The 25,355-nt window shown below is 66.5% G+C and carries 16 protein-coding genes and 5 pseudogenes; 12 read left to right on the plus strand and 9 right to left on the minus strand.

The genetic code is table 11. The features are described 5' to 3' along the window. Positions 1–53 precede the first annotated feature (53 nt). The gene (locus tag WMF36_RS33440) at positions 54–2,108 is read right to left on the minus strand and encodes a helix-turn-helix domain-containing protein (RefSeq protein ID WP_437574844.1); all 2,055 of its coding nucleotides are present in this window, start codon (positions 2,106–2,108) and stop codon (positions 54–56) included. Between the two features lie 387 nt (positions 2,109–2,495). Further along, positions 2,496–2,780, minus strand: a complete 285-nt coding sequence (locus WMF36_RS33445) for a hypothetical protein (protein WP_437574845.1) — start codon at positions 2,778–2,780, stop codon at positions 2,496–2,498. A 686-nt stretch (positions 2,781–3,466) separates the two neighbouring features. Here WMF36_RS33445 and WMF36_RS33450 point away from each other — a divergent pair. Then, a pseudogene (locus WMF36_RS33450) lies at positions 3,467–3,660 on the plus strand (hypothetical protein); the annotation flags it as partial. Positions 3,661–4,763: 1,103 nt separating this feature from the next. Here WMF36_RS33450 and WMF36_RS33455 read toward each other — a convergent pair. Further along, positions 4,764–5,042, minus strand: a pseudogene (locus WMF36_RS33455) (helix-turn-helix domain-containing protein); the annotation flags it as partial. Between the two features lie 272 nt (positions 5,043–5,314). Here WMF36_RS33455 and WMF36_RS33460 point away from each other — a divergent pair. The 3 genes from WMF36_RS33460 to WMF36_RS33470 all read left to right on the plus strand — a co-directional run bounded on the left by WMF36_RS33460 (position 5,315) and on the right by WMF36_RS33470 (position 8,657). After that, entirely contained in the window at positions 5,315–5,863 is a 549-nt protein-coding gene (locus WMF36_RS33460; protein WP_437574846.1) for a transposase zinc-binding domain-containing protein, read from the plus strand. A 120-nt stretch (positions 5,864–5,983) separates the two neighbouring features. Continuing rightward, the gene (locus WMF36_RS33465) at positions 5,984–6,184 is read left to right on the plus strand and encodes a hypothetical protein (protein ID WP_437574847.1); all 201 of its coding nucleotides are present in this window, start codon (positions 5,984–5,986) and stop codon (positions 6,182–6,184) included. Positions 6,185–7,067: 883 nt separating this feature from the next. Continuing rightward, positions 7,068–8,657: an anti-phage dCTP deaminase gene (locus WMF36_RS33470; RefSeq protein ID WP_437574848.1), complete on the plus strand. Its 1,590-nt coding sequence runs from the start codon at positions 7,068–7,070 to the stop codon at positions 8,655–8,657. Positions 8,658–9,399: 742 nt separating this feature from the next. Here the strand turns inward: WMF36_RS33470 and WMF36_RS33475 are convergent. Next, positions 9,400–10,422 carry an IS3 family transposase gene (locus WMF36_RS33475; protein ID WP_437574849.1) on the minus strand — a complete coding sequence of 341 codons (1,023 nt, stop codon included), beginning with the start codon at positions 10,420–10,422 and terminating at the stop codon, positions 9,400–9,402. Positions 10,423–10,451: 29 nt separating this feature from the next. Further along, positions 10,452–10,739, minus strand: a pseudogene (locus tag WMF36_RS33480) (transposase); the annotation flags it as partial. A gap of 24 nt (positions 10,740–10,763) precedes the next feature. Between WMF36_RS33480 and WMF36_RS33485 the strand changes: the two are divergent. Then, complete coding sequence (locus tag WMF36_RS33485) at positions 10,764–11,012, plus strand: hypothetical protein (RefSeq protein ID WP_437574850.1); 249 nt, start codon at positions 10,764–10,766, stop codon at positions 11,010–11,012. A gap of 466 nt (positions 11,013–11,478) precedes the next feature. Further along, complete coding sequence (locus WMF36_RS33490) at positions 11,479–13,005, plus strand: methyltransferase domain-containing protein (protein ID WP_437574851.1); 1,527 nt, start codon at positions 11,479–11,481, stop codon at positions 13,003–13,005. A gap of 819 nt (positions 13,006–13,824) precedes the next feature. Here WMF36_RS33490 and WMF36_RS33495 read toward each other — a convergent pair. Continuing rightward, positions 13,825–14,775 (minus strand): hypothetical protein, encoded by a 951-nt coding sequence (locus WMF36_RS33495; RefSeq protein WP_437574852.1) that lies wholly within the window; start codon positions 14,773–14,775, stop codon positions 13,825–13,827. A gap of 755 nt (positions 14,776–15,530) precedes the next feature. Here WMF36_RS33495 and WMF36_RS33500 point away from each other — a divergent pair. After that, positions 15,531–16,154 (plus strand): hypothetical protein, encoded by a 624-nt coding sequence (locus WMF36_RS33500; protein WP_437574853.1) that lies wholly within the window; start codon positions 15,531–15,533, stop codon positions 16,152–16,154. 163 nt (positions 16,155–16,317) lie between these two features. Here WMF36_RS33500 and WMF36_RS33505 read toward each other — a convergent pair whose 3' ends face one another. Together WMF36_RS33505 and WMF36_RS33510 are read right to left on the minus strand one after the other, a co-directional pair. Then, positions 16,318–17,727: a serpin family protein gene (locus tag WMF36_RS33505; protein ID WP_437574854.1), complete on the minus strand. Its 1,410-nt coding sequence runs from the start codon at positions 17,725–17,727 to the stop codon at positions 16,318–16,320. A gap of 728 nt (positions 17,728–18,455) precedes the next feature. After that, positions 18,456–18,770: a hypothetical protein gene (locus WMF36_RS33510; protein ID WP_437574855.1), complete on the minus strand. Its 315-nt coding sequence runs from the start codon at positions 18,768–18,770 to the stop codon at positions 18,456–18,458. A 244-nt stretch (positions 18,771–19,014) separates the two neighbouring features. Between WMF36_RS33510 and WMF36_RS33515 the strand changes: the two genes are divergently transcribed. The 5 genes and pseudogenes from WMF36_RS33515 to WMF36_RS33535 all read left to right on the plus strand — a co-directional run. Continuing rightward, positions 19,015–19,521, plus strand: a complete 507-nt coding sequence (locus tag WMF36_RS33515; protein WP_437574856.1) for a heavy-metal-associated domain-containing protein — start codon at positions 19,015–19,017, stop codon at positions 19,519–19,521. 19 nt (positions 19,522–19,540) lie between these two features. Beyond that, positions 19,541–19,738: pseudogene (locus tag WMF36_RS33520) on the plus strand (PLP-dependent aminotransferase family protein); the annotation flags it as partial. A 176-nt stretch (positions 19,739–19,914) separates the two neighbouring features. Then, on the plus strand, positions 19,915–20,715 hold the full coding sequence (locus WMF36_RS33525) for a hypothetical protein (protein ID WP_437574857.1): 801 nt from the start codon (positions 19,915–19,917) through the stop codon (positions 20,713–20,715). Between the two features lie 796 nt (positions 20,716–21,511). After that, on the plus strand, positions 21,512–22,618 hold the full coding sequence (locus WMF36_RS33530; RefSeq protein ID WP_437574858.1) for a hypothetical protein: 1,107 nt from the start codon (positions 21,512–21,514) through the stop codon (positions 22,616–22,618). A 33-nt stretch (positions 22,619–22,651) separates the two neighbouring features. Further along, positions 22,652–23,749: pseudogene (locus WMF36_RS33535) on the plus strand (integrase core domain-containing protein); the annotation flags it as partial. A 346-nt stretch (positions 23,750–24,095) separates the two neighbouring features. Here WMF36_RS33535 and WMF36_RS33540 read toward each other — a convergent pair. Beyond that, positions 24,096–25,214: a DUF4185 domain-containing protein gene (locus tag WMF36_RS33540; protein ID WP_437574859.1), complete on the minus strand. Its 1,119-nt coding sequence runs from the start codon at positions 25,212–25,214 to the stop codon at positions 24,096–24,098. Positions 25,215–25,355: the final 141 nt, after the last annotated feature.

Below are 25,355 nucleotides of genomic sequence, written 5' to 3' on the forward strand. Positions count from 1 at the left end.
ACGCCAACGCGCTGCGGCTGTGCCGCTCGCTCAACTCAAGGACCGCGGTTCGATCACAGACGATCATATAGTCCGTCCAACGCATTATTGAGGAGCGTGTTCCGAGCGATGACCCTGACCGTTGACCTGGTCGTCTTCTCAAGCAACCGGTAATTGGTATCGTCAGGCTCGAGTTCAAGATGAAGCTTGTTCTCGAGCAATCCACGCAAAAGATACGCACACGAGTCAGCCGACCTGCTCACCAGGATTCCATTCAGAACACCTGTGCTAAGAATGATCTGAAGCGCGAGCGGATGGACCTCCTTGAAGAGCCTTGCTCGTCTAATTTCAAATCCTACAGTGGTCGCAACCAATATGCGTTCGACCTCAATGCGCAATTCCGACGTGAGCTCCGGAAGCTCGCCACGACTGATCGCGCTAACAAACTCTGTGTATTCTTCGCGAAGCCGCGTGGCACGCTTCATCTGGTCTTCGTCTTTCTTTTGCTCAGTATCCTGGTCTTTGGCCTCCTTCTCTTTGACATCTTTCCCACGAATCCGCTCGGACTCGTCTAGCAGAGCAAAATCAGCCCAATGCAGATGCACGATCTCGGTAATCTGCTTATCCGACAGAGCCCCGATTCTCGCCGTTAGCGCTTCGGTGAACAGACCGTCGTGGTCGAGGTCATCAAGATCCTCTGCAGTCCGCCCTTGTGCGAGCAACATCTCACGCAGTCGAAGGTCGGTCTCCGCGATCAACGACTCAGAGTCCAAACCGGCAGACGGCAAGGCAAGCTTCGGGACATAAACAATGACGGGCTTGCCCTGTCCCAGTGCCACCGAAGCCTCCGAATCCTTGCCGAATGAATCCGCCTTCTGTGCCATGTACAGAGTAACGCTCGCGCGTCGGAGCATCAAAGCTTCGACCAAACCTTTGGCCACACGATCCTCAATCCATGATTGTGTTGGATTGAAATAGCGAAGGCGCAGCGGAGCGATCTGGTCGTGGCGAAACAAACGAGCAACAAAACGGTTAACGGAGACGAAGTCTGACGTGTTTCGCATGGAGGTCGCCACATAGACGTCCATATGATCGGCGCTAATGTAATGGGACAGGTTCGACAGTGCCTGTGCCTGGATGCGCTCCATCTCCGATTCGTCTTTTTCGTCGCGGAGAATCCTGTTTGCTTCGTTCTCAAGATTCGCGGCGTTGGACACAAAGAGAGGCGACATGGGAGTGTGCGCCATCGTCGACCCCAACTCGCGCATCAGCGAGTCGATCTTTCGACGCCGCTTCTCGCCGAGTTCATCCAAGGCATGAGGACCTTTTACCCTCACCTCTTTCGCAAGCTCACGAAGGTACTTCGCGAGCGCTTCGCGTTTTCGCTTCTGTGTCTTGTATTTGGCGGCCGAGATGTAGCCCAGGAACTCAAGCTTGTGCTCCGGAATCGGAAGGATCCTGTTACCCTCAAGGCTTGCAGGATCTGGCGCATCCCAGACCGTACGATCTGTATAGGCGCTAAGATCTCTCGCGGCGAGAGGTTCCAAGACCGTCGAGAGATTATTCGAAGCGTTCATCTTGCGATACGCTTCGGCAAAAGTGCTAAAAAGCCGAATAGCCTCTTCGTGAAAACGCCGAATGGCAGCGTCGAATAGCTCAATCGACTGAAAGGCGGTTCCCCCAAGGTACCGATCGAAGAAAGCTCGGCTCATGCGGGGCACAGCGTAGAATAGAAGTATACTATTAAACGTATCAAAAGACTGGGTTGCGGTGAGCATCCCCGAGAATAGCGTTTTGATGGTCGCCTCGGCGGCGTGAACTGACTCGATGTCCACGGACCGGAGCCCAACCACTCGGCCTACCAACTCCCCGACGGATGCCTCGAACTGCTGACGAAGATGAGATTCATCCCTCGCGAACGGTGCCCAAGTTTCCCCGGGGATCCCAAGTTGTTCGGCAATCGCTCGAAGACTATCGGGCTTGGGCAGACGTCGTCCCTGTTCCAGTAGCGCAATCTGCGTTCGGTTAACAGTCGCCCCGCAGCATTCTGCAAGGCCCTCCTGCGTCAGCTTCTTCATCTCGCGGAACTGCCGAAACAAGTCGCCCAGGTCGCCCAATCGCTCAATCATTGCTGACTCCTGCCGTTGACGTTGTTGGAACGGATGTGGCTCTTTCAGACGGTGCTCTTGTCGGCTCCCGACCGTCTTCCGGGTGCCGAAACGCCGGAGAGCGGTCGGCGCTGCTCCTGACTTGAGAAGCGATAGCTTTCCGTGTTCCCGAGATAGGCCGTGGCGTACGCGACCTGTCAGCACATCGTGCGCGCGCGCTGGAGGATTCGGTCACGGCCTTGCTCGTTCGCGTCCAGCTCGGCGTCATCGGCCTTCGGGCCCAGGGCCGCCGCTCCTACCTGGGCCGCGGATGCACCAGCTCTCACCCCGCATGCCCGCTCCTGCTCATCGTGGGGAGGTAGCGTAGCCGATAGTCAACCCGACATGTCAAGCCTTCTGTACGGGCGATCAGGCGACCCGATCTCGATAGTTTTGCGTCGGGTTGTTGATGGCGGCGATGTAGCCGGCGGTGGCGACCTCAGCGGGCGGCCCGGTGTCCTTCGGCGGGGACGGTGGCGCCTGGATCGCGCTTCTGGAGAACCTCAGCCTCAGTAACGACTTGACGGACGCCATCGCGCATCGTCGGTTCGTACTTCGACGTGCTCCGAGCAGCCGTTCCGATGCGATCTGTCGAAGACCGGCCTCATGGATCGCGACCCGGTCGGCAGAACGGATCACGACTACAGCGGTCAAGATTCCCCGCTTAAACCCTGTACCGGCCCCTCCACAGCGCGGCGGGCAGCTCACGTCAAGGGCTCAAATCTGTTAGGATTTCCGCGGAGCGGCCCCTTGGCGTGAGCGGGCACCGCGCCCCCCTGCCTCGCGGGGTCCTAGCGGGCTTGCCCACGATCCGCTTGGCCGGTCCGGGCGCGATCCGATGGGACTGTCCGTGACAGCTCCGCCGTCCCGAGAGAGCGCGGCCCGTCGCAGCGCCGCGGGGAAAGGCCGCCGCCGGTGAGGGCGCGCTGACGGCCGCGCAAAAGCAGCTGCGCGAGCGGCCCCGTGCTCCACCGTCCCCAGAGAGCGCGGCCCGACGCGGCGCCGTGGGGCAAGCTGCCGCCGGTGACCGTGCGCTGACGACCGTGCGCGAGCGGACCCGTGCGCCACCGTCCCGCCGGAGCGCAGCCCGGCGCGGCACCACGGGGCAGACCCGCCGATGACGGCGCGCTGACGGCCGCGCGCAAGCCGCTGCGCGGCGGGCCCGTGCGCCACCGTCCCACCCGAGCGCGGCCTGTCGCGGGCCTTGGGGCAGGCCGCCGCCGATGACGGCGCGCTGACGCCGCATGCCAGGAGACGCACGACCGCGGCCGTGCTCCAGCGTTTCCGGAGATGGGTGCATGGGTCCACGGCGAGCCTGACGCGAACCCGCGCCAACGGGCGGCGGCTATGGCGGGCCCGGGCGTGGCGGTGACTCGATCGACATCGCGTACCTCGACAAGGACCAGCTCACGCTGGAAGGCGTCACGTATGAGCTGGGGCCGCCGGGCAAAGGCGGCACTCGCTGGGATTGGTCGGCGAGATGGTAACGGGGCAGGACGGGACCCAGGTCGAGACGCTCCGTTTCCCTGGATAGGATCGACGAGCGGGCGCGATGGCATGCACGGGAGAGGTACGCGCCGGAAGTGCAACGCGAGGCCGCTTCATCTGCTCGAGTGACGCGCTTCCCGCCGGGCAGCGCTGCACCGCAGACGAGGATGCCGATCGCCCGGACGTGGGCTTGCGCCCGCGGACGTCCCGCGCTCCGCCGCCTCCCACGCGGCTCGCAGACTGATTGCAAGTTTTCCTCCCCCCTCCATCGGCGGTGCCGTTCGTTTCAGCGCCTCCACGCGCGCAGCCTCCAGCCTCGACCGGCGCGGCGCCGTCGCCCGGCGCTTCTCCACGAGCTCACCGAGCACCTGCGTCGCGCGCTCCCACTGCGCCGCCGCACCCGGCGCGTGCGCGATCCTTCGCACGCCGTTCCAGGGCGCTTCGAGCTGATCGCACAGGTTACCGATCTCGGGGTGCAGCCGTGCAATCGCGCGTAGGTGGCACCGGGTCTGCTTGTTGATCTGGAAACACTCTTCGAGGACGTGGTTCGGCGCGCGGACAAGGCCGCACGCGAGCTCGTACCAGCGCCGCGAGCTCATGCGCCTACAAAAGAACCGCAAACCTGCCAGAGCGAAGCCTTAATTTTTTGTTTAACCTTAAAGAGCGTTAAAGCACAGTACAAGAGTCGGCTCCAGGCGAAGGGAACACGACGCGTCGCGACGCTCGCGGTCCCGCCACTTCGATTCGCCGCGCCACACTTCTTCGCGCAGCGATCCGGCTTCTTTTACCTACGCGCAGGGCTGGCTCCCACCCACGGTCAACCAAGAGCCGCCCCCAGCATCGCGCCAGCTCGGCCGTGCTCGTGACATGCTTGCCGAGCACCATGCCGCCCTCTTCGGCTGCGAGCTTACCCTTTGCCTTCCAATCCGAAAATTCCGCCTCAGACACATGCCGGAAAAAGATGGCTCAATCCCCTTCTACAGCGTAACTGCGGGGCGGATCGCCGGGCTCTGGAGGAGGAGTAGGAGCACGCAGCATGAACGGTCCGAGGAGCGCGAGGGTAAGCTAACGGTGGGCATCTGTCCATCCATCAGTCCCTCACGGCCGTCTCGCCTCAGTTCACCTAGTCTCCTGTTGGACACCGCGAACTCATGCGCGAACGGCCCGCGCGCGTTTCTTCTGTGGTCGAGCCCGCTCCGGCTTCGCCTCCTCGCGAGCACCGAACTCGAGACGACCGGTCATGTACCGCGCCGGCGACGTGCCGAGCGCTTTGCGGAACATGGTGACGAAGCTGCTCGCGCTCTCATAGCCGAGGTCGTTGGCGACGCTCTGCACGCTCGCTCCGCGCGAGAACCGCTGGAGGGCCAGGATGATGTGGAGCTGCTGGCGCCAGCGACCGAAGCTGAGACCGGTCTCCCGGACGAGCAGCGGTAGCGCGAGAGCTTCGCGCTCCGCGTGCGGGACGCCGACCCCATCCTGCCGGAGTGCCGCATCGAGCCGGCGAGTAAGCGGCGGCGCGCCGTCCGCCATGGCGCCGCCATGGGCGATGGCCCGCCGGGCTTTCGCGATGCCGCGGGAGATCGCGCAGTCGCCGCCTGGCCCGCGGCTTGCGGTCCCGGCGCCGTGTGGCCAGCGCGGATGGCTCCCCGGGCATCGTCTATGAGCGCCGTCACCCCGAGAGGACGACGCTCTACGAGGTCGTGCGCGACAACGTCGAGACGCTCTACGGAGCCATCGACGACGGCGCCATCGCCATCCGGATACCCGAGCGTGCGAAGAAAGAGCTCGAAGCCTATCTCGATTGCGGGCTGCTCTGCCGCGGCTTCGCGCGACTCCGGTGCGAGAGTTGCGACGAGAGCCGTCTGGTCGCCTTCAGCTGTAAGGGACGTGGCTTCTGCCCGTCGTGCCTGGGCCGGCGCATGTGCGCCACGGCGGCGAACCTGATCGAGGACGTGCTGCCCGAGGTCGCGCTGAGGCAATGGGGCGCGCACCATGCCGCGTCGAGGGAGGCGCTCTTGCGCTACGTCCTGAGACCCCCGATCGCACAGGAGCGCGTCGAGCTGCAACAGGACGGCCTGGTGCGGCTGTCGCTCAAGCGCGCCTTTGCCGACGGGACCGTCGCGGTCGATATGGCCCCGCTCTCGCTCCTGTGCCGGCTCGCGGCCAGCGTCCCGCCGCCGCGGTTTCACACGGTCAAGTACGCGGGGGTGCTCGCGTCTGCTAGCCGCCCACGTTGGCGCGCAAGCTGATCGGACTGCGCCCTGCGAAGCCACAACAGCCCGCGAAGGCGGACGACGAGCCCGCTCCCAGACGCAAGCGGGGCGGCTACCGGGCGGTCGACGACCCGCGCCGAGCTTCTGCGCCGCGCGTTGGCGCTCGATGTCCTCGAGTGCACGGCCTGCAAGGGCAGGATGAAGCTCGTCGCCATGATCACCGAGCCGAGCATCATCGCCCGCTTCCTCACCGCGCTCGGTGAGCCGACCGACGTTCCAGGCCGCTCACCCAACCGAGGGCCGCCCTACTGGAAGAGCACCGTCCTGCGCCGCAAGGCGCTCGGGGACGCCGCGTAGCCGCAAGAACATCCCGGGCCAGACCAACGCCCGGAGGGCGATGTGTGCCCGCGGCACGCCGATGCGCCCCTTTGCACGCTCTGCGCCACGCTCGACCCACTCTTTCGACCCATGAACGACGCGTCGCGACGCTCGCGGTCCCGCCACTTCGATTCGCCGCGCCACGCTTCTTCGCGCAGCGATCCGGCTTCTTTTACCTACGCGCCCGAAGCCGGCTCCCCGGGCCGCACGGTCGGCGCTACCGGAGACCGGCAATGATGCGCAGCGTCAATGAGGGTGAATCGCCCGCGTGAGGTGGTTCCCCGATGGCACGCGGTCCATGGACCTGTCGCTGATGTAGGGGACGTGAGCCGTACGGGAGCGTACCGACGCGCCGCCAAAACCAACCGACGTGGTCGCGAAGACCTGCTAGCTGTGGGTACCCCGCGCGGTGGGGTGGGGGCGCCGAAGCTTGGCGACCAAGCCCGATCGACCTTCAAGCCAGCCGATGGGCCCGCCTCGGACCCGTACCTGGGCCAACTTTTACCACTTGACAGGTGGTCGGCACGGAGGCTGATCTTTACTCATCAGGTCGCGCTCGCGCGCGGTTTCAGATGGCGATGCTTCCGCTCTTACTGGCAGCGGAGGGCAACGACCGGAACCAGGTCAGGACGTAATCCCTGCAGGTGGCACATCGAGGCGGGTGGGTCGAAGACTGGCGGGAATGAGAAGATGTAACTGGTAACCGCGCGCGACGCGCGCTAGTCGGCCAATTCTGCCGATTTTCCGCACTATTCTGGCGTGACACAGGCGAAAAATCGCTGTACGTATATGCGTAGATACAGCGTCATCCATGCAAGCGAGGCTGGCTGGCTGAACATGGCTAGCGAGCTCGACTACTCTCATGCGGTCTACCGAGCAGAGCGGGAATGAACTGGTTATCGGTCTCGTTGGTGCCATTGGCACCGACTTGAAAGCAGTATCGCAGTCGCTCGAGCGGGCGTTTGAGACGGTTGATTACCAGACTCGCGACATACATCTGATTGAGCAGGTCATGAGCCTGCACCCTCGCTGGAAGCATGACCCAGCTCTGATGCTAGAGGCAAGCTGCTCCAGGCGAATGGACATCGGCAACGAGCTTCGTGCTGCGTTGGAGTGGCCCGATGCGCTCGCCCTTCTTGCGATGACGGCAATCCAGAAGGAACGAGAGCGTACGCATGGGGAATTAGAACGTCCCATCAAGCGATGCGCCTACGTTCTTCGGTCGCTCAAGACGCCAGAAGAGGTTAAGTCTCTAAGACAGGTATACGGAAGCAATTGCTTCGTTGTCGCTGTATATGCATCGAAGAGAACTCGCGAGGCTGCACTAGCTGAGAGAATTGCTCATTCGCATTACGAGTCAGATCGGAGTCGCTACAACGGCGCTGCGAATCGACTGATTGAGCGCGACGAACGAGAGCACGGAGAAAGATTCGGGCAGAACGTTAGGGATACCTTCGGCTTGGCTGACGTTTTTGTCAATGCGGGCAAGGGCGTCGACGCCATGAGTCGGGATATCCGGCGATTTGTCGAGCTTCTCTTTGGGCATCCATTCAGCACTCCTACACGAGAAGAGTGCGGCATGTTTCAGGCTCATGGTGCTGGTCTGCGTTCGGCGTCCGCAGGACGTCAAGTGGGTGCTGCAATTGCGACTCTTGAAGGAGACATCGTTTCCGTAGGCACTAACGAGGTCGCCAAGGCATTCGGTGGGCAATACTGGGCCGAGGATGAGCACGATCAGCGCGACCATAAGCGAGAGCTGGATTCTAACGCCGAGATGACGAGAAACATTCTCGCCGACCTCTTCGCGCGTCTCAGGTATCGAGGGTGGTTGAAGCAGGAGCTAGCCGAGCAGAGTCTCGATGGTCTTCTGTCGCGGGCCGAGCAAGACCTGTTGAAAGCCATGCCGTCCAATGTAGTCGAAGACGAAGGGATCCCTTCGCTGGCGGAGAGCGCCAGAGTGAAGCATGTTATCGAATTCATCCGCGCTGTTCATGCGGAGATGGCGGCGCTCATGTCGGCGGCGCGGAGGGGGGTTGCAGTCGATGAGTGCGTGCTGTACTCGACGACGTTTCCGTGTCACGAGTGTGCAAAGCACATTGTTGTGGCAGGTGTCCGAAAAGTTGTTTTTATAGAGCCGTACCCCAAGAGCAAAGTGGCGGACCTGTACGGCGACTCTATCGCGGTTGACGGTGGAGGAGACTCTAAGCGGGTCTCGTTTCAGCCGTTTGTCGGTGTCGCCCCTCGGAGGTATGTGGAGCTATTCACCGCCCCCGAACGGAAGAAGAACGGTAGCTGGGTAAATTGGGAAATGGTGAGGCGCGAGCAAGAGCCGCGACTCGGTGGCCCAATTCAGTCATACGTTGAGCGAGAAACGGAATTGGTTTCGATGCTGGAAGATGCAAAGCAAAAGCTTTCCAACATTATCGAGGTGATTTATGGCCAGTCAGCGTGATACGCTTTCTGACGTTTTGAAGGAAGCAAGCAGACGGGTGAATTCGTGGCCCGAGTGGAAGCGGAGCGATGACGTCGAGCGCAGACGTCGCGAGTTTGAACAGCGCGTGAACAATATGCTCAAGGAGCCGCGTCCGCCTGTGACGGAGGGACAGAAGAAGGCGCCGTGACCGTTGGCCAGACGTTGGGCCAACGTTGCACCAGTCGCTTCCTCGTCCGGCGCTGACACGGCGGCGAGCCGCTGTCATGATGCCCCGGCAGGGCAACGACCGACATGCGAAGGCAGGCCACGGCGAGCAACGGCGCGGGTAGGACGGGCCGTCACCAGGAGAGTGGAGGGGGACGCCGCGGGATCGAGCCTGCCGCGCCCGGTGTGGCGTCGCGCCGGGCGAAGTTCCTAGCCATCGTCGCGGTCGAACTGGGCGCCGAGGTCTGGCGGCGGGCCTGCGATGTGGTGGTCGTGGCGGCCGATCGCCTGGGCCGGGCCGCGGGCGCCACCGGAGGAGCGGCTTCCGGCTGGCCCGGAGGGTTGAGCGGTGGCTCGGCCTAGTACTACAGTTGTACTTATGGCGGCCGAGTGCCACGGCGCCGGTAGTGACAGCTGCGCGCCAGCGCCTGATGATGCCGCCGCCACCAGGACCAGCGCAGGACCGCGTCGGGGTCAGCCGGCGCGTTCCACTGCAGCGCCCAGAGCAGGCGGCGCACCTCGGGAACGGTGTCAAGATAGTTGGCCGTTGATTTGGTCACAGCCTCATGAGTGCTTTGGCCTCGTGCGTGTGGGGGTTGAGGGTCACTGGGCCGATGGGCGTCCAGTTGCGTGTCTGGCGGGTCCAGCGCAGGGGCGTCCTGCGGCGGGCCCGCTGGTAGAGGGCATGGCGAGCGGCGAGCAGCGCGCCGTCGCGCCCCCGGTGTCGGTCGTCGGGCGTGACGAAGCGGATGCTGCTGTGCAGGTGCTCGCCGTTGTACCAGGCGACGAAACGCTCAACCCAGTGGCGTGCCTGCTCCACCGTGGCGAACGGGCGGCGTGGGTGCTCGGGCCGGTACTTGAGGGTGCGGAAGAGGGCCTCGGCGTAAGGGTTGTCGTCGCTGACGCGAGGGCGGCTGAAGGACGGCACGACGCCCAGGCGCTGGAGGGTGGCGAGCATGGTCGAGCCCTTCATCGGGCCGCCGTTGTCCGCGTTCAGCACCAGGCAGCCGGAGCCCACGGCTTCGCGACGGCAGGTCTGCTCGACGAGACGAGCGGCAGCGAGCATCGACTCGTCGGTCTCGACCGACCAACCGACGATCTTGCGGCTGTAGACGTCCACGATCAGATACAGGAAGTAGAACGCTCCGCGCACCGCGCTCTTCAGGTAGGTGATATCCCAGCACCACACCTGATTGGGCCTCTTGGCGACGAGCGCGCGAGGACGACGGGCGCTCGCCGGTCGAGCCGGATTGCGATGCGCCAACAGCCCCTGCTCGCGCAGGACGCGGTAGAAGCTCGACCCCGATGCCAGATACACGCCGCGGTCGGCCAGACGCGGGACGATCTGCTTGGGCGAGAGGTTGCAGAACTCGGGGCTATTGGCCGTCTCGACGATCCGCCGACGCTCCGCCTCGGTCAGCTTGTGCATCGGCGCGTGGCGCGGTCCGGCTCGACCGTCCTCGCCGCCAGCCTCACCTCGCCAGCGGGCCACGGCGCGCTCGCTGAGCCCGAGCGCACGGCAGGCCGCTGCGAGTGTGGCGCCGCCACGGACGGCCTCATCGATGAGCTCGAGCGTCACCTGTCGGTCTCCGGGTCCGTGTCGTCGTCCCCGTCCCCCCAGATGGCCTGGGCTTTTTTTAAGATGTCGCGCTCCATCTCCAGCCGCTTCACATCGCGGCGCAGCCGCTGCAGTTCCTCACGCTCCGGCGTCGTCAGCGCCCCGGACAAGCCATGGCTCGCGTCGATGTCCGCGCGCTTGATCCAGTCGCGCAGCGCCGTCTCGGTCAGGTCGAGGTCCTTCGCCAGCTGGCCGATGCTCCGGTCGCCCGCCTTCGCCAGCCGTACCGCCTCCGCCTTGAACTCGGGCGTGAACGCCCTCCTCCTTCTCCGTCCCATCCCTGCCTCCTGGTGCCTCCGGGGGTGTCCACGGAAGCGGGGGAGGACCAGGCCTGCAAGGGCAGGATGAAGCTCGTCGCCATGATCACCGAGCCGAGCAACATCGCCCGCTTCCTCACCGCGCTCGGTGAGCCGACCGACGTTCCACGCCGCTCACCCAACCGAGGGCCGCCCTACTGGGGGTTCGGGGCGCAGGGCGCCGCAGGCGACCCGGAGCCCCGAGCGTTGAAGAGCACCGTCCTGCGCCGCAAGGCGCTCGGGGACGCCGCGTAGCGCATCGCAACAACATCCCGGGCCAGACCAACGCCCGGAGGGCGATCTGTGCCCGCGGCACGCCGATGCGCCCCTTGGCACGCTCTCGCACGCTCTGCGCCACGCGGGGCCCACTCTTTCGACCCATGAACGACGCGTCGCGACGCTCGCGGTCCCGCCACTTCGATTCGCCGCGCCACACTTCTTCGCGCACCGATCCGGCTTCTTTTACCTACGCGCCGGGGGGCGCGAGGATGGGGATACCAGAGGGCGGGGGGCGATGGCCCAGATGGCGTGGGGTGTCTCCCGAGGAACCGCTGCCAGGACGGCCAGGCCCCCCGGACGGGGCCGGGTGGGTGGATGCAGGTGGGGGCTTCGGCCCGGTTGACCCTCTCGGTGGGACGCGGGATGCTGCGGGCGCTCTCAGCCCGACGGCCTCGGGATCCGAGGGCCCGGGAGCAGCCGGTCATCCCACCGAAGAGCGACCATGAGTGACGAGTACGAGTACTTCTGGAAGAGCGGCGCCGACATGGACGAGGCGCAGCTCGCGGAGTGCTCCGCGCTCTTTTCCGAGCACTACGGCTTCTGGGGCCGCCGCCATGCGCGGCACGGCCAGCGCATCCGGCTGGGGCCCAAGAGCCTCCGGGGTTTCCTCCCCGAGGGGAGCTGGGCACTGCTGGCCCGGCATCGCGGCGCGCTCATCGGCCATGCCTTCGGGGTCCGGGTTGACATCCCGGAGCGCGGGGTGGTCGACTGGGTGACCCAGCTCGTGGTCCACGCGGAGCACCGCAACCGCGGCGTGGCGAAGGACCTGCTACTCACCTTCTTCGGATTTTCGAACCACTTCGCCTGGGGGCTCGTCACCTCCAATCCATTCGCGGTGCGCGCACTCGAGAGGATCACGCATCGGCGCTGTGAACCTCAAGAGATTGGAACGAATCTCGACGTGGTGACGACGGTCGGCGAGCGGATAGGCTACGTGCATCGCAGCCCGATCACGGTCGATGCCGGCCAGAGCATCATCAACACCAATTTCCATATCGACCTCACCAATTTACCTGGAAAGCTGCAAAAGGCCAGCGAGCGCACGCGCTGGCTGCTCGGGCAGATCCAGGAAGGAGAGGAGTGGTTGGCCTTCACATTCCGCGAGCAGCCCATGATGGCACTGGACCGAAACGAGCTGCGGCGCCTCCTGGAACATTCGGACAGGACGGTGAAGCAGGCTTACGCGCGCATGAAGCGTGGACCCATGCACGCGTGGATGAAGGCTACCAAGCCGGAGACGGATTTCGCTGCGCAAGTGCTCGCGCTGAAGCCAGGCGCTCGGGTGCTGGATCTTGGCTGCGGCAACGGGCGCCACACGCTGGGGCTCGCCCGGCTCGGCTACGAGGTGACGGGGGTCGACTTCGTGCAAGACTCCCTGGATCAGGGATGGCTGGAGGCGGAGCGCGACGGCCTGCTCGGAGCGCGGTTCGAATGCGCCGACGGACGCACGGTCGACCTGGGCGCGGAGAGCTTCGATGCCGCCATCTGTCTCTATGACGTCATCGGCACCTTCCCGGAGCAGAGCGAGAATCAGCTCCTGTTGAACAACCTCGCCAGGCACCTCAAGCCGGGAGGCCGCGCGCTGATATCGGTGCTGAACATGGAGCTCACGCGATCCATCGCGACGCGGCGCGGCGCCGTGGAGGACAACCCGCGCCTGCTCCAGGAGCTGCCGCCGAGCCGGGTCATGCAGGAGACCGGCAACATCTTCAAACCAGAGCTGTTCCACCTCGACGAAGAGGCGGGCATCGTCTACCGCAAGGAGCAGTTCGAAGGCGACGGTTGGCCTCCGGGCGAGTACATCGTCCGCGACCGGCGCTACACGCGCGAGGACGTCGCGGCGATGTGCGGCCAGGCGGGGCTCAGCCTCGTCTGGGCGAGGCCTGTGGCGCTGGGGATGTGGGAGCAGGAGCTCGCGGCGGACGATCCGAAGGCGAAGGAGATTCTGTTTCTGGTGGAGCGGGGCTGAGCGATCTCTCGACCGGTTGCTCGTCGGCGCTCCTACCCCTTCCCTACTCGAAGTCCATCTGGACATCCCTCCGGCTCATCTGGACAGCCCCCTCGCCCATCTGGACATCCCCCGGCCCATCTGGACATCCCCCGGCCCATCTGGACATCCCGGCCGCTCATCTGGACATCCCGGCCGCTCATCTGGACATCCCCCGGCCCATCTGGACATCCCACCCCTCGGCCTCGCCTCCCGGGTCCCCCCACCCGCGTCCAGACGCTGTTCCGTGCTGGACGTCTCCACGAACGAGCTCATCCTCGACGCTTCGCGCCGTGCCCCGAGGGGCGCGGGACGCAGGAGGAGGGGTCAAGCAGTCATCATGGCAAAGCAGGGGAAGGACTTCGAGCGCTGGGTCTAGGTCGCCGCCGAGACGGGGCGGACCGACAACCCGCTGAACATTCCGTACGATATCGCCGTGCGCGAGGCGTGGCCGCCGCGGCGTTCGTGAAGAAGTACTGGGAGCCCGACGGCGATCGCCTGGGCGCCGCACGGCCTCTCACCAGCGGAGGCGCTGGTGTTCGCCCCGCTCGCCCGGATCGCAACCTATCTCTGGCAGCCAGAACGCGGCCCAGCACACCGCAAATCATCGAGATTCTTCGGCTCAGCGGCGTCTGCCACCGAGTGATGCCGCAGGCCCTCGACTCAAAACCGACCGGAAGCGCTGACACCCCAAGCTGACGGCGCGACCAGGGGTCGGAGCGTCAGCGCCAGATCGTCTCGCACCAGCGTCTTCCAGATACGGCAAGCAGCCCTCCTGGGCGAGCGGGATTCAGCGGCGGGTCATCCACCCAGCTGCACGCGGATCCGGCGCCGAAGGGCGTCATACCGCGGGCTCCGGGTGGGGAGCCCGCCCTCGGCCGCCTGTGCGAGCGTGAACTTTCCGTCTCGTTTTTGAGGGTCGTAATACTCCGCGAGCGGCTTGTACACCTCCCCAGGGAGGAACGACGCCAGGGAACACCTATCCCAGAAGTCGCCCGGTATATCGATCGTAGCGAACCCGAGGGCCGCATACGCGGTGGCGAACCTCCGAGCCGCAGTCGCGTCGCCCTTGTATTTCGTGAATGGATAGATGGCCAGCGGCTGAACATTGATATCCATCTTGCCCGTAAAGAACGAGAAAGTCGTCGGATTCCCGGCGAAATGACGGAGAACGTCCGTACACACCTTCAATCCGCTTCCGGACTCGACGAAGTCGATCAAGAGCACTGTCTTGGCGCCGTACATGCCCGTGTCGAGGTATCGGTCGAAGAACGCGAAGAGGTTCCTCTTCTGGCTCTTCGTGAAGGTCGGCATCGTCATCCCACCGGTTCCAACTCCCTTGATGCCTCCGAGCGGGAGATTCGCAGCGGAGATGCCGAGGTCGGGATGCGCCCGCGCGACCTCCTGGAGGTACGCGATGATCGGCGTCGGGCTCCGGCCGAGCCCCAGATAGAAGAACTTCGCGGGTGGATACGTGACGCGGATACCATCACTCAGCTCGGCGAGCTGTTCGAACAGGTGCTCCTGGATCGCATCGGCCGCCGTCGCCCGCGACCGGCCGGCGCGCAGCGCTGGCTCGCGGTCGAGCTCCTCGAGGATCCGGGTGCGCTCTGGATCCTCATCTTCATCTCGGTCGTCGAGCGCCACGTCGATGAGGCGGAGCGGGGCGAGCTCGATGTCGGGGGTCGGACGGTTGTCCTCGCCCGAATCACGGCGGGACCTTGAATCGAGATCGAGCAGAAGCGGTTCCACGTCGGAGCGCTGGATCGCCGAGCCAGCGAGGGGAGGCGAGCCGCGCGTCGTGCCCCGGCCACCGCCGCTCCCCCGCCGGACGGTGGACGGGTGCGGCGCTCGCGACGAGCCTTTTCCCAGGGCTGCACGCGGCTGAATCAGCGTCGCGGGGTGCGGAGGGCGCGCCACCGTCCCACCCACGATCCTCTTCGGCTGGGCCACGGCCGCCGGATGGGGCGGCTGCGTCGCCTCCACCGCCGTCGCCGGGTGAGGAGGTCGCGTCGGCGATCCCCTGGGCGCCGGCTTGGGCTGTGCCACCGTCGCCGGATGCGGAGGCCGCGTCGGCGATGCCGTGGGCGCCGGCTTGGACTGCGCCACCGTCGCCGGGTGCGGAGGCCGCGTCGGCGACGCCGCGGGCGCCAGCTTCGGTTGTGCCACCGTCGCCGGATGCGGCGGCCGCGCCGGCATGGGGCTCCGCGGAAGCGTCGACGGTCCACCGAACGGATTGTCTCGATCAGATTCCATCTGGCCCCGCTCCTGTTGCAGCGTCAAAGCGTACGCCGAACCGGATCGGCCGCACAAGACAGCGGCGCCGCGCTCGACGCCCCGGGCGCGGCTCCGCAACAATCTTGGTCTCGCCCGCGCGAGCGTGCTCCGGACACTCCATAGGGATCCCGAGACCCCGTCGACGCGAACGCACGCCTCTTCCCGCTCGAGACCGAGCAGCGTCTCACGCGTCCCTTCTCTGAACGCTCCAGCGGCGCTACTTCGATCAGGTGGGCATCGACGCCTGGCGCGCCACGACGGTGCCGCACTGCGTGACGAACAATCCCGCCCTCGCGCACGCCTACGCCGAGGTCGTCCTGGGGTCCCTGCGCGACGGTCAAGCAGGAAGTCCAGCCCTGGATCGACGCGAGCCCGTGACGATCGTGGAGCTCGGCGCCGGGAACGGGCGATTTGCGTACCTGTTCCTGAAGGCGTTCACCGCGATGCACCGGCGCTCGGCGGTCCGCGACGTGCGTTTCCGGTACGTCATGACGGACGTCACCGAGACCAACGTGCGTTACTGGCGCGCGCACGCGAAGCTCCGCCCATTCGTGGAGCAAGGCGTGCTGGACTCCGCGCTCCTCGACGTCGAGGAGGGGCGAGAGCTACGGTTGCTCGAGACCGCTCCCTTCCGGTCGAGCTTCGCAAAAGGGTGCCGGCCCCCCTCATTTGGCACACATGGAGGCCGAGACGGCACAGGTTCCGCGCAAGGCGCCGGATCGCCGCAGCGACCGCGCGAGCGCGTCCGCTCAGCGAGCGCGCTCGCGCGGTCGCTTCAGCGCCGCCTTGAGGACGTGCCAGTAGGGTACAGCTATACGGTAGGATGCCTTCCGCTTGGTGCTACGTCGCGGTAATCCCAGGCGTTTCAGGCGTGGAAGACCTGCCTGATCGCACAAGGCCCGTTCTGTCAATGAGCTCGTACCGTCGGACTGCACGAGTCAGGAACGGCTCCGAGAATCTTGACTTTGCGGAACGCGTTTGCTTGTCCTTCTATGGAACGTAGTGTGGCCGTGATCGTCAGTGCGCTGTCGGATCGTTGACGCGTCCCGCGAAGAGGATCGCCCCCGTCGGCACGTCGCTGATGAAGAAGAAGAACGGACGGTCCAGGACGATCGCCGCCGGCTCGGGGAAGGAGCCCGTGCTCGTGGTGCCGAGGATGACCGCCGTCGCCGCCGCGGCCTCCGTCCCTGCCTCGTCCACGTTGATGACCGCCTGGTGAATGACGTCCTGGATCACGATGCCTTTCGGGAGGATGCCTGAGAAGTCGGCCTCCTCGAGATCGAAGGCGACCTCCATGCCGAGCCCCGCGAGCGCTTCCTTGAGAGAGGAGGACCAGCCGAACGAGAACTTCGGCATCGTGATGTCGACCGACCGGGGCAGCGTCGACGCGATGATCTCCTCGAGCGCCGCGCCGTCGAGCGATGCCTCGAACGCGTCCGCGGTCCCCTCGGCGGGCAGCACGACGAACATCGAGACGGGGGTCCCCGCATAAGGGATCTCCACCGCTTCCCAGCCGTCGCCGGCGCCGTAGCCCGTCTGCTGCTCGCCGCGCATCATCGGCACGGTGACGCTCGTGTCGTCGCCGCGCCGGAACGTCCCCGGCTCCGTCGCGTCCTCCTTGAACGGCGTGCTCCACGCGGCGTCGAAGTAGATGGCGTTGGTGAGCACGACCAGCGTCTCCTCATTCACGTCGTCCTCGAGGAGCTTCGGGATGTTGCCCTTCGTCTGGTCGCTTACCCACGCATTGATGAGGGCCTCAGCCTCCTTCGGGGCGTTGAAGTCCGCGAGCCGCATGCTTGTCCCGTAGCTCTCGCCGAGCACCTTCAAGAACGGCTGCTCGACCTCGAGGCCGACCTGCGACCAGATCGCGTTGGCCGTGTGGAGCCGGAAGCCGCTTCCCTCGATCGCGCTGTAGCCCTTTGAGCGCTTCTGAAGCTCGAGGTCCACGTGGTTGAACGCCGGATGCAACCGCCCCTGCGGGAGCTCGAATCGCATCGCCGTGGCCATCGCCTGCTCCGTCGTGGTCCGCGCGCCCGCGTAGGCCATCGCGAGCGCCGTCGAGACGCTGAAAGGCGAGTAGATGACGTTCTCCGTCGAGCTGTGGAGCGCGCGGCCGAGGTCGAGCGCGAAGCTCGCGTTGTTGCGCGAGAGCGACGCCTGATCCTCCGCCGACACGTCCGGGTTCTCGATTCGCGTCGCGTTCGAAGGCAGCACGCAGCCAGCCTTCATCTCGAAGCACTCGACGGGGGCCCCGGCCGAGCCGCCGCCTCCCGTGCCCCCGCCCTGGCCCGAGCCGCCGCCTCCCGTGCCCCCGCCCTGGCCTGAGCCCCCGCCTCCCGCGCCCCCGCCCTGGCCTGAGCCGCCGCCTCCCGCGCCCCCGCCCTGGCCCGAGCTGCACCCCACCAGGACCGACATGAGCATGGCCATCAGGCCAATTGCCTCTCGCATGCCGCCGGGGCCAAGCAGGCCGCGTGCCAGAGCGCCCCGCGTGGAAATCGCGTCTTTAGCCTGGGGGTGTGCCGCGCGCGGCCCGGGAGCCAGGACCAGCTTGTGCCACGATGAGCCGCACGGCAGCAGCCCATCCGGTCTCGGCGACATCGCCAAAGGGACGCTCGCCGTGAGCGCGTACGATCCTGTCGGCGCGGCTGATGTTGCCAGGCGGGAGATGAAGAGGCGTGATATGTGCAACGATCAAACGGCGAAGTCGGGCGACAGATCCTACGGGACGGCGTACCGGGAGCAGGCTCCAGTGGCGAGGTGCATGGCACGCTAGAAAGCGGCTTGTCGTCCGTGACAGCTGCTCGGGTCGCTGTACACCACAGGGGGCTCCTCGAGACGTCCCCATAGCGTCGAATCTTCGCGATCATGCCTGGTCCGCGTAGAGCGCCTTCTTCCCGGTCCGCGGGTTAGTCCTCACCAGCGGGTGCGCGACTGCCTCGTAATGACTGAAATGCTTGTTCGTGTCCACCCCTTGTTGCTCAGGATGCGCTGCGCGCCCTGGTACTTCGGGCCGAAGGCCCTCCTTCTCAGGGACAGGTCGGTCGCCATGCGTCGTCGGCGAAGTACCTGGCGATGAGATCGTGAAGCGGACGATCGTAGTCGCGCAGCTCGACCCGGGTGTTGATCTCGTTGTGGATCCCGTTCCCCGGGATCGATTAGCCGATGTACGGATCGCTCGGGTAACACAGGACGTTCTCCTCGGCGCAGGAGCTCGCCGGGCGGGCGGGGGTCGCGCCGAGGCCGCGGGCCCGCGTGTCCCAGTCCGTCCCCGGGAACGCCTCGTAAAGGTCGCTGTGCTCGGGGATGTCGGTCGTCACCTCCGTCTCCGCCATCACGGCGACCCGCGTGTGGTTCGCGATCATCGCCTGACGCACGTCGTCGCGATGGCCGAGCATGCGCACGACGACCGAGCACGCGCGCAGCAGCGCCGCGTCCGGCGTCATCTCGGAGCTGATGACGGGAATCCCCATGGCGTCGATGTACCTCTTGTAGAAAGGGTCGAGTCCCAGCTCGGACGGCTCAGTAGGGTACAGCTATACGGTAGGATGCCTTCCGCTTGGTGCTACGTCGCGGTAATCCCAGGCGTTTCAGGCGTGGAAGACCTGCCTGATCGCACAAGGCCCGTTCTGTCAATGAGCTCGTGCAGTCGGACTGCACGAGTCAGGAACGGCTCCGAGAATCTTGACTTTGCGGAGCGCGTTTGCTTGTCCTTCTATGGAACGTAGTGTCAAGCCCGTGGAGCCGACCGGAGCAATGGCCTCGCCCGCCGCGCCGCGCGCGCGGGCCGACCTCCCGGTCCAGGGCATGACCTGCGCGGCATGCGTGCGCCGCGTCGAGCGGGCGCTGCGCGCGACGCCCGGCGTCCAGGAGGCGGCGGTCAACCTGGTGACGCAGCGGGCGACCGTCGCCTACGACGCGCGGGCGACCACGCCAGCCGAGCTCGCCCGCGCGATCGTGGAAGCAGGGTACGAGGTGCCGGACGTCCCCGAGGCGCCCGACGTGGGCGCGCCGGCCGGCGCCCCTGCCCTCCCTGCGGTCGCGGGCGCCCGCGCGCCCGCCGTCTCGCCCGAGATCCCCGCCGCCGCGGTCGCCGCGTCGCCCGAGGTCCCCGCCGCCGCGCCTCCATCGATAACCGCTGAAGACATCCCGCGCCTGACGATCCAGAACCGCACTTTCATCGAGGGTGAAGGCGGCCGCTTCGATGCATGGATGAGGTGTTGAGCTAGCGTCGCCTTCTTCCAGCCGTCTTGCGAAGGTCCTTGCGCCCAACTGGCGGGTGGGCTACGTCGCGCCGCCGCCGTTGGTCGACATCAAGCTGCTCTCGACACGGACCACGCCCTCTCTGCTGAAACGAGCGCCGGCGCTGCGCGTCGAGCAAGGCCAGCTGAGGCGCCATGCGGACCGTGTCGGGACGCGGCTGGCGCAGGCTCGCGCTCGGGGCGCTGCTTTCTGGAGCGTGCTCGAGCAGATGCCGGCGGACATGCGGTAGCCCACCCGGCTCCTCGCCGTGACACGGAAGGAGCAAAAGGTCCGGTCTCCAGCGTCGCCTGCCTGGGACCGCGCCGCCGCCGAGTGGCACGGTCAACAAGAACAACCAACAACAGGGATGGAAGCATGCACAATCCAGGCGATGTGATCGGCGGCTACGGCAAGAGCCGTTCTCTCCTCTTCACCGGATGGTTTCTGGCAGCGCTGTTCGCCGGTGCAGGCGCCCTGGTGCTGTCCCTGGTACCAGGGCCGGGCAGCACGGTGCGGTTCGAGGGGGATGTGTCGGTGCTGTATGGCGTCGGCTACGGCGCGATCGCGCTGGGCGTGGCGATCGCGCTGGGCACGTGGTGGGTCGTGGGCTCGCAGCCCGTGTTCGTGCTGTACCAGAACGCGATCGAGGCCAGGGAGCGCAAAGGCGCCCGGACCGACTTCTACGCCGACATCGAGGATCTCTACACGTTTTACTTCGGCGGTATCGGCTACAGGGCGACACCGCAGGCGCCGTGGGTCTTCATTGGAGCACGCACCTCGCGCTACGCCGAGCTGAGTCGGACATTGCGTATGCGCCATGTAGAGCAGCGTGGGGAGCGGCTCTACCAGGTGCTTCAGGCCGGTGGGTCGGTCGGCTTCCGGGCTCTACCCGACGGCGTGGCGCTGTCCAAAACCCTGTTCGCCTCCCGCAACATGGACCACCCGATGCGGAGGATCGAGCTCACCCGCGGCCACCTCACGATCGAGGGGAAATCCATCGCCATCGAACGCATCGCCGACGTCAGAACCAACCTCTGGGTAGAGCGGTCGCAGATCCTGGACGTGGATGGCGGGGTGTTCCACGCCATGCACTCGAATGCCGTGATGTCGTTCGACGTGCTGGTGACGCTGATCGCCCGCCTGCAGCAGGACGCCACCTCTGCAGCCCGCGCCTGAAAGCGCGCACGGGAACGATGGCCTGAAGCAGGTCACCGGCAACGAGCCGGCCGCGCCGCCGCTCGAGCCGCGAGGGACGATCCGGCACCCCGCGCCCGGGGACGCCCCGGCCCGGCTCTCGCGCCTCGGCCTGAGGCGGGCGGAGGACGCCGTCGTTCACCAGGAAGGGTCATCATCCCGCCGCGACGACGCGCAAGGCTCGGCCGAGAAGGCCTCGCCGGCGGCGTAGCGCGCTCGCCCTGCCGGCCGATGGTGCCGCGGGGCGGCGCCGACGCGCTGACCCGGCTCCGCGCGATGGCAAGGTTTGCCGCGCCTTGGCCCCCAGCGCTGGCAAGCTTTGCCAGGACGGCAACGATTGCCACGCGCACGCCGGCCCAGGGGCGCGAGAGCGGGCGCGGGGCGACCGCTCGGCGCGGCGCGCCCGGTGCGGCGCGCAGGCCGAGGTGAGGCTCGGCCAGCCGGGCTCGCCGGCCACGCGACCGTCGCGCCGCCCGTGAGGGAGATGGATGGCATGAGATTCGCTCGATGCCCCGCCCGTGGAGCGTCCGTCGCGAGCGCCCTCGCCGCTGCACAGGAGATCATCACCATGCGTACCAGAGAACTATGTCGACCGATCGTGCTCGCGTCCGTGCTCGCGGCGAGCGCGACCGGCGGATGCAGCGGCGCCACGGACACAGGAGCGGACGGCCGAGAAGCCCAGATATTCGCCGAGACCCATGGCCAGCCACTGGACCCCTCTTGCGTCAAGGCAAGCAGCGCCCCGGGCAAAGACCCCAACTACGGTGACGCCGACCCCTTGACGGCTTCGTACTGCTGCGAGGCCGAGCAGCCCGGCTGCCGCCAGGGAGTGACGCTCTACGACGACGAGAAGCTCGCCGTCTACAGCACGACCCCGATCCGCGGCACGGAGCCGGACCTGGCCATCAAGCACGCGGTCGTCGTGATCCACGGGCAGCCCGGCAACGCCGATGTCGCGTTCGCGGCGGTGGCCGGCGCGATGGGCAGCTCGACCGACACGGTGGTCGTCGCGCCCTTCCTCGGCGGAACCGAGGGAGCAAAGCGATCCAAGGCCCAGCTCGGCATCGACGGGGCGATCGACTGGGGCGACAAGGTCAAGAACTGGGCCGGCGGTGAGCTCGGCTTCGGCGGCGCGCCGGCCATCAGCTCCTTCGCGGCGCTCGACCTCCTCGCGACGCGGCTCGTCGCGGCGTTCCCTGACCTCGAGAGCCTCACCTTCGCGGGCTTCTCGGCGGGCGGGCAGGCGATCCAGCGCTACGCGGCGATGAGCCGCGGCGGCCTGCCCGAGTGCTCCCCGGTCGACGTCCGGTTCTTCGTGGCGAGCCCCACGTCCTACCTCTACCTCAGCGATCAACGGCTCAACAAGACGGCCCATTGTCCCGACGAGGATGGGAGGTGCGACGTGCAGGACGACTTCGTCGATGGGAGCGAGAGGGACCCGGCGTGCGACGACTACAACACGTACAGGTATGGTCTCGACGACGTACCCTCGCACCTCGAGACGATGTCGGGGGCGATCGCGCCGACGTACCAGGAAACGTACCTGGGGAACAAGATCAGCTACCTGGTCAACACGGGTGACCAGGGTGGCTCGTCGGACTGCGAGGACAAGATGCAGGGCCCGAGAACCCAGTCGTTCCGGATGCAGCGAGGCCTGGTCTTCTACAACCATCTGCTGAGCACGGCACAAGAGGAGAACCTGCTGGTCCGGATCGGGAACCACAAGATGTACATCTACGATGGCGCGCAGGACGATTGCCACCACGACGAGTACTGCGTCTACGCCTCGTCCATCGCCCGCGAGCTGCTCTCCGGCGATGGCCAGGTCACATGCACGGATGCGCTCTTCGAGCCGCACAGGGAATACGAGGTGCTCGAGCCGTAGGGGCTCAGGCCGTGCCCCCGTCATGCCTACGCAGGGCACGTACCAGCGGAGCTGTGCCGGCGGTTCGGCATCAGCCGGAAGACGGGGTACAAGTGGGTGGAGCGCTACGAGCAGGCCGGGCCTCGCGGCCTGGAGGAGCGGCGGCCCGTGGCGCACACGTTTCCGCATGCAACGCCTGCAGAGGTCGTCGATGCGCTGCTCGCGCTGCGGAAGGATCGGCCCACGTGGGGCCCGAAGAAGCTGCGCGCCCGGCTGGAGAGCCTGGGCATCAATGGGCTGCCGGCGACGAGCACCATCGGCGAGCTGCTCAAGAAGCACGGGCTGATTCGGCCCCGTCGGCGCCGCGTGGTGACGCCGACGTCAGCGATGCCGTCGACGCTGGCTCCTGCGGAGCAGCCTAATGACACGTGGTGCGCCGATTTCAAAGGGCATTTCGCACTCGGCGATAAGACCCGGTGCTACCCGCTGACGCTGACGGATCAGGCGTCGCGGTACTTGCTCAAATGTGAGGGCGTGGCGACGCCCGACCATGCCTCGGTACGACCCCACTTCGAGCGCGCGTTCCGCGAGTTCGGTCTGCCGAACCGCATCCGCTCGGACAACGGCCCGCCATTCGCCACGCTGGGCGTCGGTGGGCTCTCAGCGCTGTCGGTGAGCTGGATCAAGCTCGGCGTGTCTCCCGAGCGCATCGAGCCCGGTAAACCGCAGCAGAACGGCCGCCACGAGCGCATGCACAAGACACTGAAGGCGGAGGCGACCTCGCCGCCAGAAGCCACGCTCGCGGCGCAGCAGCGCGTCTTCGACCGTTTTCGGCATGAGTACAATGACCAGCGCCCCCACGAGGCGCTCGGCCAGAGGACGCCGGCTTCGCGCTACACGCCGTCGCGCCGCTCGATGCCGAGCAAGCCCTCGTCGCCGGAGTACCCGGATACAATGGCCGTTCGACGCATCGGCACCACGGGACAGCTGCAGTTCGGGGGCGCGTCCACCTTCGTCTCCACGCTGATCGCCAGCGAGCCCGTAGGGCTGCTGCCGATCGCGGACGACATCTGGGAACTGTACTACGGCCCTGTTCTGCTCGCGCAGGTCACCCTGAAGAACAAGGAGGTGCAGCTCTCCAAGAGGCGGTGACCTGCGCGCTCGCACGCCGGACCGTGAGGAGAGGCTCGTGTGTACCGAGACCGCGGGGAGTGGTTCGTGTATAATCCTGGTGGTCCGAGAGAGCGCGGCGAGCGTGTCGCGTCGACAAGGATCCGGCCCCTGTTTCCAGTCCTCCCGGAGCACGGGGCCGTGGCTCGAGGAAGTGTCACCGCGGCTCCCGGTCTGAAGTGTTACCAGGGCTCCGCTCGTACCGGATGCGACCCCGGACAGCCAGACGTCTGGCCACGGGCAGCTAGACGCCTGGTGGTGCTGCGCTTCGTCCCAAAGTACAGCACCAGAGCTCAATTGCAGCACGCTGCGGGTGAGCGCCCGCCCGTCACTGGAGCACGACACGGACGAGCGCGAACTCCGACCCGAACCAGCCGCTCGTCGGCCGCGAGTACGTGACGTACTGCACTCGGCCGCCGTCCTCCTCGTACTCTGCGTGGTGAACCGCGTCGTACGGCGCGTGCTCCTCGGGGGCCGTATACAGCGTGGCCTCGTCCGACCAGGGGCCGGTGAGGTCGGGGGCGGTGCGCGCCACGATCCGATGGTCGAACGGGGGCGCGTAGACCGCGAGCCACGCCGCGAGGTGCTCACAGTACGAGACGGACATGATGGGCGCGCCGTCGAACAGCGCGGCGGCATCGGCGGCGTCGTCGCTCCAGCCGCCGCCGTCGAAGTAGCGGAAGGCGCCTCGGTCGACGGGCGTCTCGAGCGGCACGCGCGCGAGGCGGCACGGCTTGGACAGGCCGCCGTCGCACGCGAAGGTGTAGAGGTCGTCGCCGTGGGTGACCACCCCGGCACCCCAGCCGGGCTCGCCTTCCGTGAAGAGCAGGTCGGGGTGCTCCGCGCTCGCGTCCACGATCGGCCGCACCGGCGCCTCGTCGAGGTGCTCCCAGATCGCGAACGACAGGCCCACGCCGCGGAAGTTAAAGTCGCCCGGCTCGGCGTAAATCAGGCCATACGGGATCAGCGCCCGGTCGCGCGCCGCATCGAACACCGGCGCGCCCGGCCACACCGCCCAGCGGGCGCCGCACGGCGCCTCGGCACAATCCTCGCCGGCGTGAGCGTCGTTGAACGCCTGCTCGACGGCGGTGGGCGCGATCAGATACCCCGGCGCCCCGACGCCGTCGGACGGCGACGAGAAGCCGCCGATGCCGTCCGACGCGTCGAGATCGTCCGAGATGTCGAACGAGTTGTGGTGCCAGTTGGTCCCGGCCTCGTCGGCCGTCGTGAGCACGGTATCGCCGTAGGCCCAGACCGACTTGCCCCACACGACACCGCTGTCCCCACCGTCGCGTCCTTCGATCCACGAGCTCTTCTCGATGACGCTGATCTCCTCGGCAGACTCGACGCCTGGCCCTGGCTCCCCTCCACATGCCGTCAAGGCCAGGAGCGCGAGGGCAATGGGGACAGAACGGCAGCGCGTGATGGATCGGCGTACATCGCACATGACGCCATCATCGCACGGCGGCGGACCGCTCGGGTCGACGGAGCAGATTTCTGCCGTCTCGGAGACGAATCCCGAAGCCGACAGGGAACCATCGTGAAACCGAGAGCGCCTGCATCCGCGCGACCCGGGGTGGTGGGGTCA

Origin of the sequence: Sorangium sp. So ce887 (assembly GCF_051521455.1) — a bacterium.
Classification (GTDB): Bacteria; Myxococcota_A; Polyangia; order Polyangiales; family Polyangiaceae; genus Sorangium.